Here is a 14,650-nt window from a genome sequence, read left to right on the forward strand (position 1 = left end):
ATAAAAATAGAAGATCATGATAAAAGCAGTAAATTTAACGAAGGTGTTTCGTACGGAAAGTGTGGAGACTACGGCTCTGAACGGTGTTAATCTGGAAATCAACAAAGGGGAGTTCCTGGCAATCATGGGGCCTTCGGGCTGTGGTAAGTCTACCTTGCTGAACTTGTTGGGATTGCTGGATAATCCGACTTCCGGTGAATTATGGTTTCTGGATGAGGAAGTTTCCCGCTATACGGAGAACAACCGCACGGACTTGCGGAATGGCAACCTGGGGTTTGTCTTTCAGAGTTTCAACCTGATAGATGAACTGACGGTCTTTGAGAATGTGGAATTGCCGCTTTTATATGCCGGAGTCCCGATGAAAGAGCGGGTGACGCGAGTGAATGCCGCCCTCGACCGGATGCAGATCGCCCATCGTACGGAACATTACCCGCAACAACTTTCCGGCGGACAGCAACAGCGTGTAGCCATTGCCCGTGCCATCGTTACGAATCCCCAGATCATCCTGGCGGACGAACCGACCGGAAACCTGGATTCGGTGAACGGCAACGAAGTCATGAATCTCCTGCTCGAACTCAACAAAGAAGGATCGACCGTCGTTATGGTGACCCACTCGGAAGAGAATGCCCGGATGGCAAGCCGCCTGATCCGTATGATGGACGGCAATATCCTGACCGAAAGCCGTAAATAATGAACCCGCCTTGAAGCCCGAATGAACCCGGAAGCCCAAGCCGGGTTCATGCGGTAAGAACCGAGAATCAATGAGAAAAGCCTTGTTATGAATGCATGAACCCTAAAACGTAAAACAATGTTTGTGCTTCGCTGAAAATATTGTACCTTTGTTCCCTCGAAAAATAAACGGTATATGGATAAGATCCGATTAAAAGATAAAGAATTTGAACTGTTTATCCCGGAGAAGGAGATCAAGGCGGCTATTGCGAAGGTAGCCGGACAGATCAAGGCAGATGTAGGAGATACTAACCCGCTGTTTGTCGGCATACTGAACGGAGCGTTCATGTTTACCGCCGAACTGATGCGTCAGATGGATACGCACTACGAGATCACTTTTGCCCGGTATTCATCCTACCGTGGCCTTAATACGACCGGAGTTGTTCGCGAGATCATGCCGGTACAGGCCGATGTGAAGGGACGTACCCTGATCCTGCTGGAAGACATTATCGACACCGGTTATACCATGCAGTTCGTGATGGATAAGCTAAAGAATGACGGGGCGGCCGATGTCAGGCTGGCTACCATGCTGTTCAAGCCGGATTCGCTGAAGTGTGATTTGAAACCGGATTATGTCGGTTTGCAGATCCCCAGTGACTTTATCGTCGGCTACGGTCTGGACTATGACGAGATGGGACGTGCTTACAGGGATATATATAAGGTTATTGGTTAAAAGGATATACATTTATATAAATAAGAAACAATATTATGTTGAACGTTGTTATTTTTGGAGCTCCGGGTTCAGGAAAAGGAACACAGAGCGAGTTGATTATTAAAGAATACGGTTTGAATCACATCTCTACAGGCGATGTATTGCGTGCAGAAATGAAAGAAGAAACCGAACTGGGTAAGATCGCAAAAGATTACATCGAAAAAGGTCAGCTTGTACCGGATGAACTGATCGTAGACATGCTGGCAAAGGTACTCGACAGCAAAGCAGGTTCTAAAGGCGTTATCTTTGACGGTTTCCCCCGCACAATCCCGCAGGCAAAGGCTTTGAAAGAAATGTTGAACAAACGTGGTACGGATGTATCTGTTATGTTGAACCTGCAGGTGGAAGAAGAAGAACTGATCAACCGTCTGTTGGAACGCGGTAAAGTTTCAGGCCGTTCTGACGATAACCTGGAAACAATCAAATCCAGACTGGATGTTTACCACAAGCAAACAGCTCCTTTGGCTGACTATTATGTAGGCGAAGGCAAACACGTGGGTATTCACGGTATGGGTACAGTCGAAGAAATCTTCGATCGTATTAAAGAAGCAGTAAATAAAGTAAAATAAGAAAGAATAGTAAAATGGCTGAATCAAACTTTGTAGATTACGTAAAGATCTATTGCCGCTCGGGGAAGGGCGGAAGAGGGTCTTCTCACTTTCGTCGTGAGAAATATATTCCGAAAGGAGGCCCCGACGGAGGCGACGGAGGGCGAGGAGGCCATGTGTTTCTTCGTGGTAACCGAAATTACTGGACGTTGCTCCACCTGAAGTTCGAGCGTCATATCATGGCGACAAGCGGTGAAGGCGGCAGTGCCAAACGTAGTTTCGGGAAAGATGGTGAAGACCGTGTTATCGAAGTTCCGTGCGGAACCGTTGTGTATGATGCCGAAACCGGCGAATACATTTGCGACGTGACCGAAGACGGCCAGGAAGTCATGCTGCTGAAAGGCGGTCGTGGCGGACTGGGTAACTGGCACTTCAAGACATCTACCAATCAGGCTCCCCGTTATGCTCAACCGGGCGAACCGGCACAGGAACGTAAAGTGATCCTTCAGTTGAAGTTGCTTGCCGACGTCGGTCTGGTAGGTTTTCCGAATGCGGGTAAGTCTACTTTGCTGTCTGTCGTATCGGCTGCCAAACCGAAGATCGCCAATTATCCGTTTACTACACTCGAACCGAATCTGGGTATCGTGAGCTATCGCGACCATCGTTCGTTTGTAATGGCTGATATCCCCGGTATCATCGAAGGGGCCAGTGAAGGGAAAGGTCTCGGACTTCGTTTCCTGCGTCATATCGAACGAAACTCGCTGCTTCTGTTTATGATCCCGGCAGATTCCGACGATATAAAGAAAGAATATGAGATCCTTCATAACGAACTGGTAAAGTACAATCCGGAGTTGCTGACCAAGAGCCGCGTGCTGGCAATCACCAAAAGCGATATGCTGGACGACGAACTGATGGAAGCGCTCGCTGAGGATCTGCCGGAAGGTGTTCCTCATGTATTTATCTCTTCAATTACCCAGCAGGGCATTACGGAACTGAAAGACTTGCTCTGGAAGGAACTGAACAAGGAAACCTTCCACGAAGTCGAACGTATCGTTCATAAGGATATCGACGTCAGTTCGATCCAGTTCGATGACGACGACGACGATTACGTCTTCCCTGTCGAAGAGGATGATCCGGATGAAGAGTATGAAGAATACGAATGGGATGAAGATGATGAAGAAACTGAAAAGTAATAAAGTTGAAATGTTGCAATTCTCCGGATTAAGCGGAGAATGCAACATTTCTCATTTTATAACGACCCGTCACGGTGGTGTCAGCCTGGGTAACTATGCTTCGATGAATCCGGGTGAGTATAGCGGTGATGATCCGGAATCCGTTCGGATGAACCGACAACTTCTTTCGGATGCAATCGGAATTTCTTCCGAAAGGATTTTTGCCCCCTTCCAGATACACGAAGCGGAAATAGCTTGTATCGATGCCCGTTTCCTTTCTCTTACTCCCGACCGGCAGAAAGAGGAACTGAACGGGAAAGATGCTCTGGTGACGGCTGTCCCCGGGATATGCATAGCTGTTTCCACGGCCGATTGTGTCCCTGTGCTGGTATATGCCCCGGATAAGAAAGTCGTAGCAGCGATCCATGCCGGCTGGCGTGGTACGGTAAAGCAGATTGTAGCAAAGACTGTTGAATATATGATTGCCCGTTACGGTTGCGATCCTTCGCTGATGCTGGCAGGTATTGCTCCTTCTATCTGCAAAGAATCCTTTGAGGTGGGCGATGAGGTGGCAGAAGCTTTCCGGGCGACCGGAGTCGATATGAATCGCATTATGGAACGGAATGCCCGGACAGGCAAAGCACATATCGACCTATGGGAAGCCAACCGTATGCAACTGCTTCAATCCGGTCTTCAACCTGAACGGATAGAAGTATCCGGCATCTGCACATATCAGCATCCTGACGACTTTTTCTCTGCCCGCCGGTTGGGAATAAAAAGCGGGCGTATCCTGTCCGGAATAATGATTAAAGACTAATTGTATATATGATACACGTTTCTATCTCAGAAGAAATAGCAAAGGCATGTCCGGACTTGCATGTGGCAGTCGTGGCATGTGATGTAAAGAATACGGTATACGACGAACAACTGTGGAAGGAAATTACCGAAATGGAGAATACGATCCGTTCATCCGGTAAGCTGGAAGACATAAATAAATTTCTTCCCATACAAGCCACCCGGCAGGCGTATAAGCGGTTGGGTAAAGATCCGAACCGGTATCGTCCTTCTGCTGAGGCGCTTCGCAGGCGTATCTTTCGTGACCTACCTTTATATAAGATAGATACCTTGGTCGATATAATCAATCTGTTATCTATTCAAAGCGGTTATTCTATCGGTGGCTTCGATGCCGCAAAGATAGATGGCAACCTCGTGTTGGGAGTAGGAAAGGAGGGGGAAGTCTATCATGGAATAGGCCGGGGTGAGTTGAATATCGCCGGGCTTCCGGTTTATCGCGATAACCTGGGAGGCGTCGGCACACCGACCAGCGACGAGGAACGAACCAAGATCGATATCAATACGGAAAAGCTGTTAATGATTATAAATGGCTATTCGGGGAAAGATGGTTTACAAGAGGCGGTTGCCTATGGAGTGTCCCTTTTAACACGATATGTATCAATCACTAATTTGGAAATGGAACTGATAACACCCGAAAGTAGAGTGAAAATTATGTTATAAACGCGTTAATTATGTTTATAAACCTCAAAAGTGGGCGTTTTTATGCTAAAAAACATCTATTTCCTTTTGTTTTAATCGATTAATCTATAAATTTGCCCCCGTTAAGAATTAACAAAACGAAAAGAAAATGATCGAATTGATTGGAACAAACGCCGGCCTCGTTTGGACAGTATTGAACGAAGGCGGAAAAATGAGTGTTAAGGCAGTAAAGAAAGCAACTAAAATCAAAGCAGAAAAAGACATGTATGCTGCATTTGGTTGGTTAGCTAAAGAAGGCAAGCTTGCTTTCGAAGAGATTGAAGGTGAATTATTTGTTGCGCTGATCTAATAGCGTAGCCGATACTAGATTAAGGAGGGCTGTTCGGATGATATTTGGACGGCCTTTTGTGTGTCTGGACGTTTTCAGTTCAAAAAAACGGACTGACTGTTGCTTTATTCAATTCTAAATTTTACTTTTGTATAGAATTTGGTGTGAAATGACCGAAGATCAAAAGAGATTGTTGGCTGTATTTGAGGTGAGAGTTCGCGATTTGATGGAGTTATGTAACAAGCAAAACCATACGATTGACGAGCTCAAAACTACTTTGTTCCGTAAAGAAGCGGAGTTGAAGCAGGCAATAAATACGATTGAAGAGTTGAATACCAAGTGCGATAAGTTGCTGACCGCAAGAGTCGTTTCTGTAAACGAAGGAGAAATGAAAAGTGCGAGGATGCGATTATCGAAGTTAGTGCGGGAAGTAGACAAGTGCATTGCACTATTAAACGAATAGAAGCGATGGACGATAAATTTCTTATACATTTAGAAATAGCCGAAAAGAGCTATGGTCTCTGGATCGATCGGAAGGACGAGCAACTTGCGCGGGATGCCGCCAAGCAGATTCGTAATAAGATTAATCAGTATCGGCAGAATTTTGCTCAATCCGATGTGGATGTAAAAGATTTGTTAGCCATGGTTGCTTTTCAGTTGTCTATGAGTAATTTGCAATTGGAAGATAAAAACGATACAAGTCCTATTACAGATAAGGTACAGGAACTCACGAGTGAGTTGGAAAAGTATTTGAAGGATAAGTAATTATAATATAATTGTAAGAAGAGTTTCCGCACTGCTCTGCACGGTGAACCGTGTATTGTAGTGCTTTTTTTGTTTTATATATAAATGAATTTAAACTATAAGTAAAATGACAGTGTATATAATCATATCATCAATTGTAGCTCTCCTGATAGGAGGGTTGTTGACATGGTTGAGCATGCGTTTTCTTCTGAAGTCGAGGTACGATTCCGTGCTTAGGGAGGCTGAAAAGGAAGCGGAAGTGATCAAGAAAAATAAGTTGCTGGAAGTAAAGGAAAAGTTTTTGCACCTGAAAGCTGACCTGGAAAAACAAGTATCGGCAAGGAATGCCAAGATCCAGTCGGTGGAAGGTAAACTGAAACAGCGTGAATTGACACTCAACCAGCGTCAGGAAGATTTGCAGCGTAAGAACAGTGAAATCGATGCAGTAAAAGAAAATCTGGCCGCCCAGTTGGAGCTGGTGGATAAGAAAAAGAATGATCTGGAAAAACTTCATCAGCGGGAAATCGAACAACTGGAAGCTCTTTCTGGTCTGTCTGCCGATGAAGCAAAAGAACGACTGATCGAATCGTTGAAGGATGAAGCGAAATCGGAAGCTACTTCTTATATTAATGAGATCATGGAAGAAGCGAAGATGACGGCTAATAAGGAAGCGAAGAAAATCGTTATCCAGTCTATCCAGCGTGTTGCTACTGAAACAGCTATTGAAAACTCTATTACCGTATTCCATATCGAATCGGACGAGATCAAAGGACGTATCATCGGTCGTGAAGGCCGTAACATCCGTGCTTTGGAAGCTGCGACCGGTATTGAGATCGTTGTGGACGATACGCCTGAAGCAATTGTTCTTTCCGGATTTGACCCGGTTCGCCGTGAGATTGCCCGTCTGGCATTGCACCAGCTGGTTCAGGACGGACGTATCCATCCGGCACGTATTGAGGAAGTGGTTACTAAGGTGAAGAAACAGGTTGAGGACGAAGTGGTGGAAACCGGTAAACGTACCGTGATCGACCTGGGTGTTCATGGATTGCATCCGGAGTTGATCCGTATGATCGGTAAGATGAAATACCGTTCTTCTTATGGTCAGAACCTGTTGCAGCATGCCCGTGAAACAGCCAACCTTTGTGCTGTGATGGCTTCTGAGCTGGGACTGAACCCGAAGAAAGCAAAACGCGCAGGTCTGTTGCACGATATAGGTAAAGTGCCTGATGATGAACCGGAATTGCCACACGCTATCTTGGGTATGAAGCTTTGCGAAAAATATAAAGAGAAACCGGATATCTGTAATGCGGTAGGTGCTCACCACGATGAGATCGAAATGCAGACGCTGTTGGCTCCGATCGTTCAGGTTTGTGATGCTATTTCAGGTGCTCGTCCGGGTGCCCGTCGTGAAATCGTAGAAGCTTATATCAAGCGTTTGAACGATCTGGAACAGTTGGCTCTTTCTTATCCGGGTGTTGTTAAGACGTATGCTATCCAGGCAGGCCGCGAACTTCGCGTCATTGTTGGGGCAGACAAGATCGACGACAAGGATACAGAAAACCTGTCGAACGAGATTGCAAAGAAGATACAGGATGAAATGACTTATCCGGGACAGGTGAAGATCACGGTTATCCGTGAAACCCGTGCTGTAAGTTATGCAAAATAAAGTCGTTAAGTATATTTTGTATACATAATAATAAGGTGGCCGATCGGTAAAGATCGGCCATTTTTATTTTGTGCAGCTGTTCATTCTTAAACGATACTGTTTACAGCTTCCATCGGTGATAATACTCTATTTTACACAATAACAGTGAGTTCTCCTTGACTATGGCTTTGTGTTTTATTGGTTTAATTAATATATTTGTTGCGATAGATCTAAAATCACTAATATTCTATATCTAATAACTCATTTAAATCTTTTACCACATGACACTAAAAAAGTTTGTTTTAATTCCCGTAATTATCGGTGTTTTAGCGTGCCTGATCCAGGCTTTAGACCAGTTGTTGTACTCTTCTGTTCCCCCCGAAGGAAATGTCGGTTTCAGTTGGATTTCTTTTCAGTCGTGGGCTGTTTATTTCCTGGCCGGTTGTACGGTGAGGGGAGGGATAAAAGCCTTTATTGCGTATGCGATCGGTATTGCAGCTTCTATCGTTATTATGGTGCTAGGTGGTGCATTGACTCCGGCTTTAGGCTTCTTCGCCGTCCCTGTGGCAGTGGGCGTGATTGCTTTCTGTGCGATCTTCTGTGAGCGTAATGAGTGGCTTTCTCTGGTGCCAGCCCTGTTCATCGGAGCCGGAGCGTTTTTCGCCTTTATGAATTATGTGCCGAATGCGACTTTCTGTACAGCCGCTTTGACAGAAATGATCTATTGTACGATCGGTTTGTTGTTCGGTTATATTACGATCTGTCTGCGTACTGCTTATGAGAAGAAGGTGAATGCAGAAAAAGAAGAAGGGAAGGAATAGAAATACCTGATGTGGATAGTAAAGAAAAGAGGTTGCAGTCAGAAAGCTGCAACCTCTTTTTTTATTGTCACCGATTTCCTAAATCGTCATATAATGTCTGTAACAGTACCTTTCCTTTATCCAGGCGGGTTTCGCTGCCTGTGGAAGGTTCTTCGAGCAATGGTCTGTTGCTTTCGTTGTCATAAACTGAAACACCTGTGCTGTCGATAATCCCGAAGCCGTTAGAGAACGTATAGAAGGAATATTTTGGATATCCCGGATCAAGTATATCCCGGCTAAAGGTGAATTGATCGTGCGGTAATCCTAATTGACTTAGTAAGGTGGCCGCCAAATCTGTCTGATTAGCATACGTGTCGATGGCAACCGGTTCTTTGATTGCACCGCCCAGCCATATCATCGGTATGTGGAAACGAAGTGGCCCGTGTTCTTGGATGGAAGAAGGATAACGGTAACCGTGGTCGGATATCAGCACGATCAATGTGTTTTTCCAGACGGGTAGTTCCTTTAGCTTGTCTACAAAGCTACCGATACAGCTGTCGGTAAAAGCCACCGAGTTGAGATAAGGATTTTCCAGATGATGGAAAGGAACCTCGAACGGCTCGTGACTGCTTAATGTCAGGAATGTACTCAGCCAGGGAGTATTTTCGTCTCTCTCTTTGATCGACTCATATAGATGTGAGAAAGTGATATCATCGTTGGCTCCCCATTTACTGAGACGACTGGTCAGCGGGAAATCCCGGTCGGCTGTGATTTTACTGTATCCGGAGCCGAAGAAATAACTCTGCATATTGGTAAAGTTGATGTCTCCACCATAAAGCATATCGGCTGTATATCCCTGTTCGTTCAGGCTTTTGGCAATGGAAGGAAGTGTCTGGCTTTTGGCCGGATACTTCATGATGGATGTTGTAGGTTGTGCCAGATAACCGTTCAGTACGGCGACTATCCCACGGTCGGTACGGAAGGAGTTGGCATACATATTAGTAAATGTAACTCCTTCTTTGCTTAGCCTGTTCAGGTTGGGCGTGATCCCTGCTTCTCCACCGACGGCTTCAATGGCATTAGCCGAGAAACTTTCCAGCAGAATGATCAGGATATTAGGTCGGTCGGTAGTCAATAGCTCGACCTTTTCCGTATTGTTTGTCAGGCTGTCGTTGTGATGGGTGAGTGCTGTATAGCGTTCCCGTCTTTCTTTTTCCGGAAAGAAATTGAACTGTGCCGCAAAATCCTGCTGTTTGCTTAATGAAGCCAGCAGGCTGAAGGCCGGGTTGATTGCCGAGTGATTCAGGAATTGATTTTTACTGAAATAAACCATTCCCACATTGGCTGTAGAAGTCGTTACCCCACCCCGGATAGGAATAAACAAAATACCTCCGAGAAGCAAGACTGCGACCGATCCACCCACCCGGTTGTGTGCAGATGTGACCGGGAATAAAGGAATGATCAGTTTCTGGAAAGCCTGAAAGATTCCGTATGCATATAATAGGAATAACCCAAACTGCAAAAAGAATGTTCCGACAGGCACGCTAGCCATCGCATCTGCCGGCGATTGCAGATAAAAGAACAGGGTGGCATCCAGCCTGAACCCCCAATATCCGTATAAAGCAACATCGACCGCAAAGATAGCCGCAATGACCAGTCCCATCACCAGGAAGTATCCTTTCAGGACTTTTTTGTAAAAAGCTCCCGGCAACCAGATAGAAACCAGTACGCAGAGAAACGGTATCACCGTCAGGTATCCTGAAACCGTACAGTCCAGTAATAGTCCATGAGTAATTACCTTAAGGTAATCGATTAGCGAACATCCGTTCGCTAAGGCATGGTGATATAACATAAAGACCGGCTTTTGAATAGCAAGAAGCGGAAGCCAGGTGATAAATACTGCCAGAAGAAACAAAATACGTTTTTTCATCTTTACGGGTATTTAGATGTTACTTAAAATAAAGAAGGGCGACTGTTACAGCCGCCCTTGTCTTGATTATTTATATAACTTTTCGCGTAGTTCGGCTACAGTCGGATCGGTGATATAATCATCATAATCCATCATCTTGTCGATGATACCGTTCGGGGTCAATTCAATAATACGGTTAGCCACGGTTTGAATGAATTCGTGGTCATGGCTGGAGAAAATTATGTTACCTTTGAATGTTTGTAAAGTATTGTTGAATGCCTGGATAGATTCCAAATCCAGATGGTTGGTCGGTGTATCCAGGATCAGGCAGTTGGCATCAGTCAACATCATGCGGGATATCATACAACGCATCTTTTCACCACCGGACAGTACGCTTACTTTCTTTAGCAGTTCTTCGCCCGAGAATAACATACGTCCCAGGAAACCTTTCAGGAACACATCGTTCGTATCAGGAGAGAACTGGCTTAACCATTCGATCAGGTTATAGTCCGATTCGAAATATTTGGCATTATCTAACGGCAGATAGGCTGTTGTGATGGTCTGTCCCCATTGATAAGTACCTTCGTCGGCTTTCTCTTCCCCGTTGATGATCTGGAACAAGGCAGTCATGGCACGCGGGTCGCGGCTAATAAATACAACTTTATCCTCCTTCTCGACATTGAAGTTCAGGTCTTTGAATAAAGTCTTTCCTTCGATCCTCTTTGTCAGCCCTTTCACCTCCAGGATCTGATTACCCGGTTCGCGGTTAGGTGTAAAGATAATACCCGGATAACGGCGCGAAGACGGCTTAATCTCTTCGATATTCAGCTTTTCGATCATCTTCTTGCGGCTGGTAGTCTGTTTTGACTTTGCTACGTTGGCACTGAAACGGCGAATGAACTCTTCCAGTTCCTTTTTCTTTTCTTCAGCCTTTTTGTTCTGGTTCTGCTGCTGGCGGAGAGCCAACTGGCTTGATTCGTACCAGAAGCTATAGTTACCGGCAAACATCTGCAACTTATTGAAGTCGATGTCGACCGTATGTGTACAAACAGAGTCGAGGAAGTGACGGTCATGGCTCACTACCAGGATTGTATGGTCGGAGTTAGACAGATAGTTTTCCAGCCAGCCCACCGTTTCAAGGTCGAGGTCGTTGGTCGGCTCATCTAAAAGCAGGTTGTCCGGCTGTCCGAAAAGGGCGCGGGCAAGTAATATACGAACCTTTTGCTTACCGCTAAGGTCTTTCATCATGCTGTAATGATACTCTTCGGCGATACCCAGACCGCTCAAAAGGTTGGCTGCATCACTTTCGGCATTCCATCCTTCCATCTCGGCGAACTTTTCTTCCAGTTCCGATACACGGATACCGTCGGCATCGCTGAAATCAGGTTTTTCGTAGAGCGCATTCTTTTCGCTCATCACTTCCCACAGCGTGGTGTGTCCCATCAGGACAGTATCCATTACTGTATGCTCATCGAAAGCAAAGTGGTCCTGGCTTAATACCGAGAGGCGTTCCCCCGGGCCTAAAGTTACCGTGCCGCGTGTCGGATCCAGTTGTTTGCTGATCACACGCAGGAAAGTTGATTTCCCGGCACCATTGGCACCGATAATGCCGTAGCAGTTGCCCGGCGTAAACTTCATGTTTACATCCTGAAAGAGGATACGTTTACCGAACTGTACGTCCAGATTGTTAACCGTTATCATATCTTGTATACCTATTAAATTTCGAATGAGAGCGCAAAGATACTAAAAAATATCCGTATATGGCTTTGTGGCTCTTATATATATGTAGAGGACTATTGCCCCACAGTTTTCAACAGATTCTAAGTTTTATTAAATAATTAGCTCTGGAATAAAATACTTACATTAATGTACATATTGAAAATAATTGTCTATTTTTGTGCTCTAAAACATTAAAATAAACTCAACAAAGATGGCTGCAACAAAACGTATTAAGCGTGCATTAGTCTCTGTATTCCATAAAGAGGGACTGGATGAAATTTTAAAAAAGCTTCATAACGAAGGTGTTAGCTTCGTTTCAACAGGGGGAACTCAAACATTTATCGAATCATTAGGCATCCCTTGTGATGCTGTGGAAGACCTGACAGGTTATCCTTCTATCCTGGGAGGACGTGTTAAGACGCTTCACCCGAAAGTATTCGGTGGTATCCTTACCCGTAGAGACAACGAAGGTGACAAAGGCCAGATTGAACAATACGAAATTCCTGAAATTGATTTAGTGATTGTAGACTTATATCCGTTCGAAGAAACAGTTGCTTCGGGTGCGGAAGAACAAGCAATCATCGAAAAGATAGATATAGGCGGTATCTCATTGATCCGTGCCGCTGCAAAGAATTTCAAAGATGTAGTAATCGTAGCTTCCAAAGCACAGTATCAGCCCTTGATGCAGTTGCTGAATGAAAAAGGGGCGGAAACTTCCCTGGAAGACCGTAAATGGTTCGCCAAAGAAGCTTTTGCCGTTTCATCCGGTTATGATTCCGCTATTTTCAATTATTTTGACGGACGCGAAGGTTCACATTTCCGTGCTACTGTAGACCAGCCGATGAGCCTACGTTATGGCGAAAACCCTCATCAGGCAGCTAAGTTCTATGGTAAGTTCAGCGATATGTTCGACCAGATCCACGGCAAAGAGATCTCCTACAATAACTTGCTGGATATCGATGCCGCTGTCAATCTGATCGACGAATTCGATGAACTGACATTCGCTATCCTCAAACATAATAATGCTTGTGGTATCGCATCCCGTCCGACTGTGCTCGAAGCATGGAAAGATGCACTGGCTGGTGACCCGGTTTCTGCATTCGGCGGTATCCTGATTACCAACACGCCGATCGATAAAGAAGTAGCTGAAGAGATCAACAAGATCTTCTTCGAAGTGATCATCGCCCCGGAATATACAAAAGACGCTTTGGAAGTGTTGATGCAGAAGAAAAACCGCATCATCCTGATCCGTAAGGAAGCAAAGACTTGTCCGATGCAGTTCCGTTCACTGTTGAATGGTGCCCTGATGCAGGAAAAAGACCTCAGTATCCAGACTGCTGCAGATCTGGAACCGATGACTGACAAACAACCTACTTCTCAGGAAGTAGAAGACCTGTTGTTCGCTAATAAATTGGTGAAACACAGTAAGTCAAACGCTATCACCCTGGTAAAGAACAAACAGCTTTGCGCAAGTGGTATCGGTCAGACATCGCGTGTAGACTCTTTAAAGCAAGCTATTGAAAAGGCAAACGCTTTCGAATTCGATTTGAAAGGTGCTGTTATGGCTTCTGATGCATTCTTCCCATTCCCTGACTGTGTTGAAATAGCTGATAAGGCAGGTATTACTGCAGTTATTCAGCCGGGTGGTTCTGTAAATGACAAGTTGTCCGTTGAATATTGCAACGCGCATGGCTTGGCTATGGTTAAGACGGGAGTCCGTCATTTCAAACATTAAAAAAACACCTTATTAAAAAATGGGATTATTTTCTTTCACACAAGAAATAGCGATGGACCTGGGTACTGCTAATACTATCATCATCAGTGGTGGTAAAGTAGTAGTGGATCAGCCATCGGTAGTAGCCCTCGACAGACGTACCGACAAAGTGCTGGCTGTCGGTGAAAAGGCACGCCAGATGCACGGAAAGACGCACGAGAATATTCGTACGATCCGTCCGCTTCGTGACGGTGTGATTGCCGACTTCTTTGCTGCAGAGCAAATGATACGCGGTCTGATCAAAATGATAAATCCGAAACACCGTTGGTTTTCTCCTTCGCTCCGGGTGGTAGTATGTATTCCTTCCGGCAGCACTGAAGTCGAGATCCGTGCCGTACGCGACTCTGCCGAACATGCCGGAGGCCGTGATGTATATATGATTTATGAACCTATGGCTGCTGCGATCGGTATCGGTATCGATGTGGAAGCACCCGAAGGCAACATGATCGTAGATATAGGCGGTGGTACAACCGAGATCGCTGTTATCTCGCTGGGAGGTATCGTTTCCAATAAATCGATCCGTATAGCAGGAGACGACCTGACGGCTGATATTATGGAATATATGCGTCGCCAGCACAATGTGAAGGTGGGTGAACGTACTGCCGAGTTGATCAAGATCAATGTCGGTTCTGCATTGACATTCCTGGATAATCCACCCGAAGATTACATCGTACACGGTCCGAACCAGATGACAGCTCTTCCGATGGAAGTACCTGTTTCTTATCAGGAAATTGCACACTGTCTGGAGAAATCGATCTCGAAGATGGAAGCGGCTATCCTGAGCGCATTGGAACAGACTCCGCCTGAACTGTATGCTGATATCGTTCGTAACGGTATCTATCTGGCCGGTGGCGGTGCCCTGATGCGCGGACTCGATAAACGTTTGACTGATAAGATCAATATTCCGTTCCATATTGCCGAAGATCCGTTGCATGCGGTAGCGAAAGGTACGGGCGTAGCATTGAAGAATATAGATAAATTTAATTTCCTTATTCGATAAGGGAAATAATGTGCCAGTTAATCAATATGCCAATGTGCCAATAATAGGCGCATTCGTTGGTGTATTGATTAATTGG

Annotated in this window: 15 protein-coding genes; 13 read left to right on the forward strand and 2 right to left on the reverse strand. The window is 45.4% G+C overall.

Going from position 1 to position 14,650, the window contains the following annotated elements:
* The first annotated feature begins 16 nt into the window (after positions 1-16).
* From HMPREF1212_RS04340 to HMPREF1212_RS04390, 11 genes are all read left to right on the forward strand, one after another.
* Positions 17-691, forward strand: a complete 675-nt coding sequence (locus HMPREF1212_RS04340) for an ABC transporter ATP-binding protein (protein WP_046148558.1) — start codon at positions 17-19, stop codon at positions 689-691.
* A 174-nt stretch (positions 692-865) separates the two neighbouring features.
* A complete protein-coding gene (gene hpt, locus HMPREF1212_RS04345; protein ID WP_046148559.1) occupies positions 866-1,402 on the forward strand; it encodes a hypoxanthine phosphoribosyltransferase in 537 nt (178 codons plus the stop codon).
* Positions 1,403-1,437: 35 nt separating this feature from the next.
* A complete protein-coding gene (locus HMPREF1212_RS04350; RefSeq protein ID WP_028726274.1) occupies positions 1,438-2,010 on the forward strand; it encodes an adenylate kinase in 573 nt (190 codons plus the stop codon).
* Positions 2,011-2,024: 14 nt separating this feature from the next.
* Positions 2,025-3,182 (forward strand): GTPase ObgE, encoded by a 1,158-nt coding sequence (obgE, locus tag HMPREF1212_RS04355; protein ID WP_046148560.1) that lies wholly within the window; start codon positions 2,025-2,027, stop codon positions 3,180-3,182.
* Positions 3,127-3,978 carry a peptidoglycan editing factor PgeF gene (gene pgeF / locus HMPREF1212_RS04360; RefSeq protein WP_046148561.1) on the forward strand — a complete coding sequence of 284 codons (852 nt, stop codon included), beginning with the start codon at positions 3,127-3,129 and terminating at the stop codon, positions 3,976-3,978. The genes obgE and pgeF overlap by 56 nt, the downstream gene beginning before the upstream one ends.
* Positions 3,979-3,986: 8 nt before the next feature.
* Positions 3,987-4,676, forward strand: a complete 690-nt coding sequence (locus HMPREF1212_RS04365; protein ID WP_028726277.1) for a B3/B4 domain-containing protein — start codon at positions 3,987-3,989, stop codon at positions 4,674-4,676.
* Between the two features lie 127 nt (positions 4,677-4,803).
* Positions 4,804-5,004: a winged helix-turn-helix domain-containing protein gene (locus HMPREF1212_RS04370; RefSeq protein ID WP_028726278.1), complete on the forward strand. Its 201-nt coding sequence runs from the start codon at positions 4,804-4,806 to the stop codon at positions 5,002-5,004.
* 148 nt (positions 5,005-5,152) lie between these two features.
* Positions 5,153-5,446, forward strand: a complete 294-nt coding sequence (locus HMPREF1212_RS04375) for a hypothetical protein (protein ID WP_028726279.1) — start codon at positions 5,153-5,155, stop codon at positions 5,444-5,446.
* A 5-nt stretch (positions 5,447-5,451) separates the two neighbouring features.
* Complete coding sequence (locus HMPREF1212_RS04380; protein ID WP_028726280.1) at positions 5,452-5,748, forward strand: cell division protein ZapA; 297 nt, start codon at positions 5,452-5,454, stop codon at positions 5,746-5,748.
* 106 nt (positions 5,749-5,854) lie between these two features.
* Positions 5,855-7,393 (forward strand): ribonuclease Y, encoded by a 1,539-nt coding sequence (rny, locus tag HMPREF1212_RS04385; protein ID WP_046148562.1) that lies wholly within the window; start codon positions 5,855-5,857, stop codon positions 7,391-7,393.
* Positions 7,394-7,653: 260 nt separating this feature from the next.
* On the forward strand, positions 7,654-8,193 hold the full coding sequence (locus HMPREF1212_RS04390) for a DUF1097 domain-containing protein (RefSeq protein WP_028726282.1): 540 nt from the start codon (positions 7,654-7,656) through the stop codon (positions 8,191-8,193).
* A gap of 67 nt (positions 8,194-8,260) precedes the next feature.
* Here the strand turns inward: HMPREF1212_RS04390 and HMPREF1212_RS04395 are convergent, their stop codons facing one another.
* Positions 8,261-10,102, reverse strand: a complete 1,842-nt coding sequence (locus tag HMPREF1212_RS04395; protein WP_046148563.1) for an LTA synthase family protein — start codon at positions 10,100-10,102, stop codon at positions 8,261-8,263.
* 66 nt (positions 10,103-10,168) lie between these two features.
* A complete protein-coding gene (locus HMPREF1212_RS04400) occupies positions 10,169-11,782 on the reverse strand; it encodes an ABC-F family ATP-binding cassette domain-containing protein (RefSeq protein ID WP_046148564.1) in 1,614 nt (537 codons plus the stop codon).
* A 229-nt stretch (positions 11,783-12,011) separates the two neighbouring features.
* Between HMPREF1212_RS04400 and purH the strand changes: the two genes are divergently transcribed.
* Together purH and HMPREF1212_RS04410 are read left to right on the forward strand one after the other, a co-directional pair.
* Positions 12,012-13,535: a bifunctional phosphoribosylaminoimidazolecarboxamide formyltransferase/IMP cyclohydrolase gene (gene purH / locus HMPREF1212_RS04405; protein WP_046148565.1), complete on the forward strand. Its 1,524-nt coding sequence runs from the start codon at positions 12,012-12,014 to the stop codon at positions 13,533-13,535.
* Between the two features lie 19 nt (positions 13,536-13,554).
* Positions 13,555-14,574, forward strand: a complete 1,020-nt coding sequence (locus tag HMPREF1212_RS04410; RefSeq protein ID WP_028726286.1) for a rod shape-determining protein — start codon at positions 13,555-13,557, stop codon at positions 14,572-14,574.
* Positions 14,575-14,650: the final 76 nt, after the last annotated feature.

This window comes from Parabacteroides sp. HGS0025 (assembly GCF_000969845.1).
GTDB classification, from domain to species: Bacteria; Bacteroidota; Bacteroidia; order Bacteroidales; family Tannerellaceae; genus Parabacteroides; species Parabacteroides gordonii.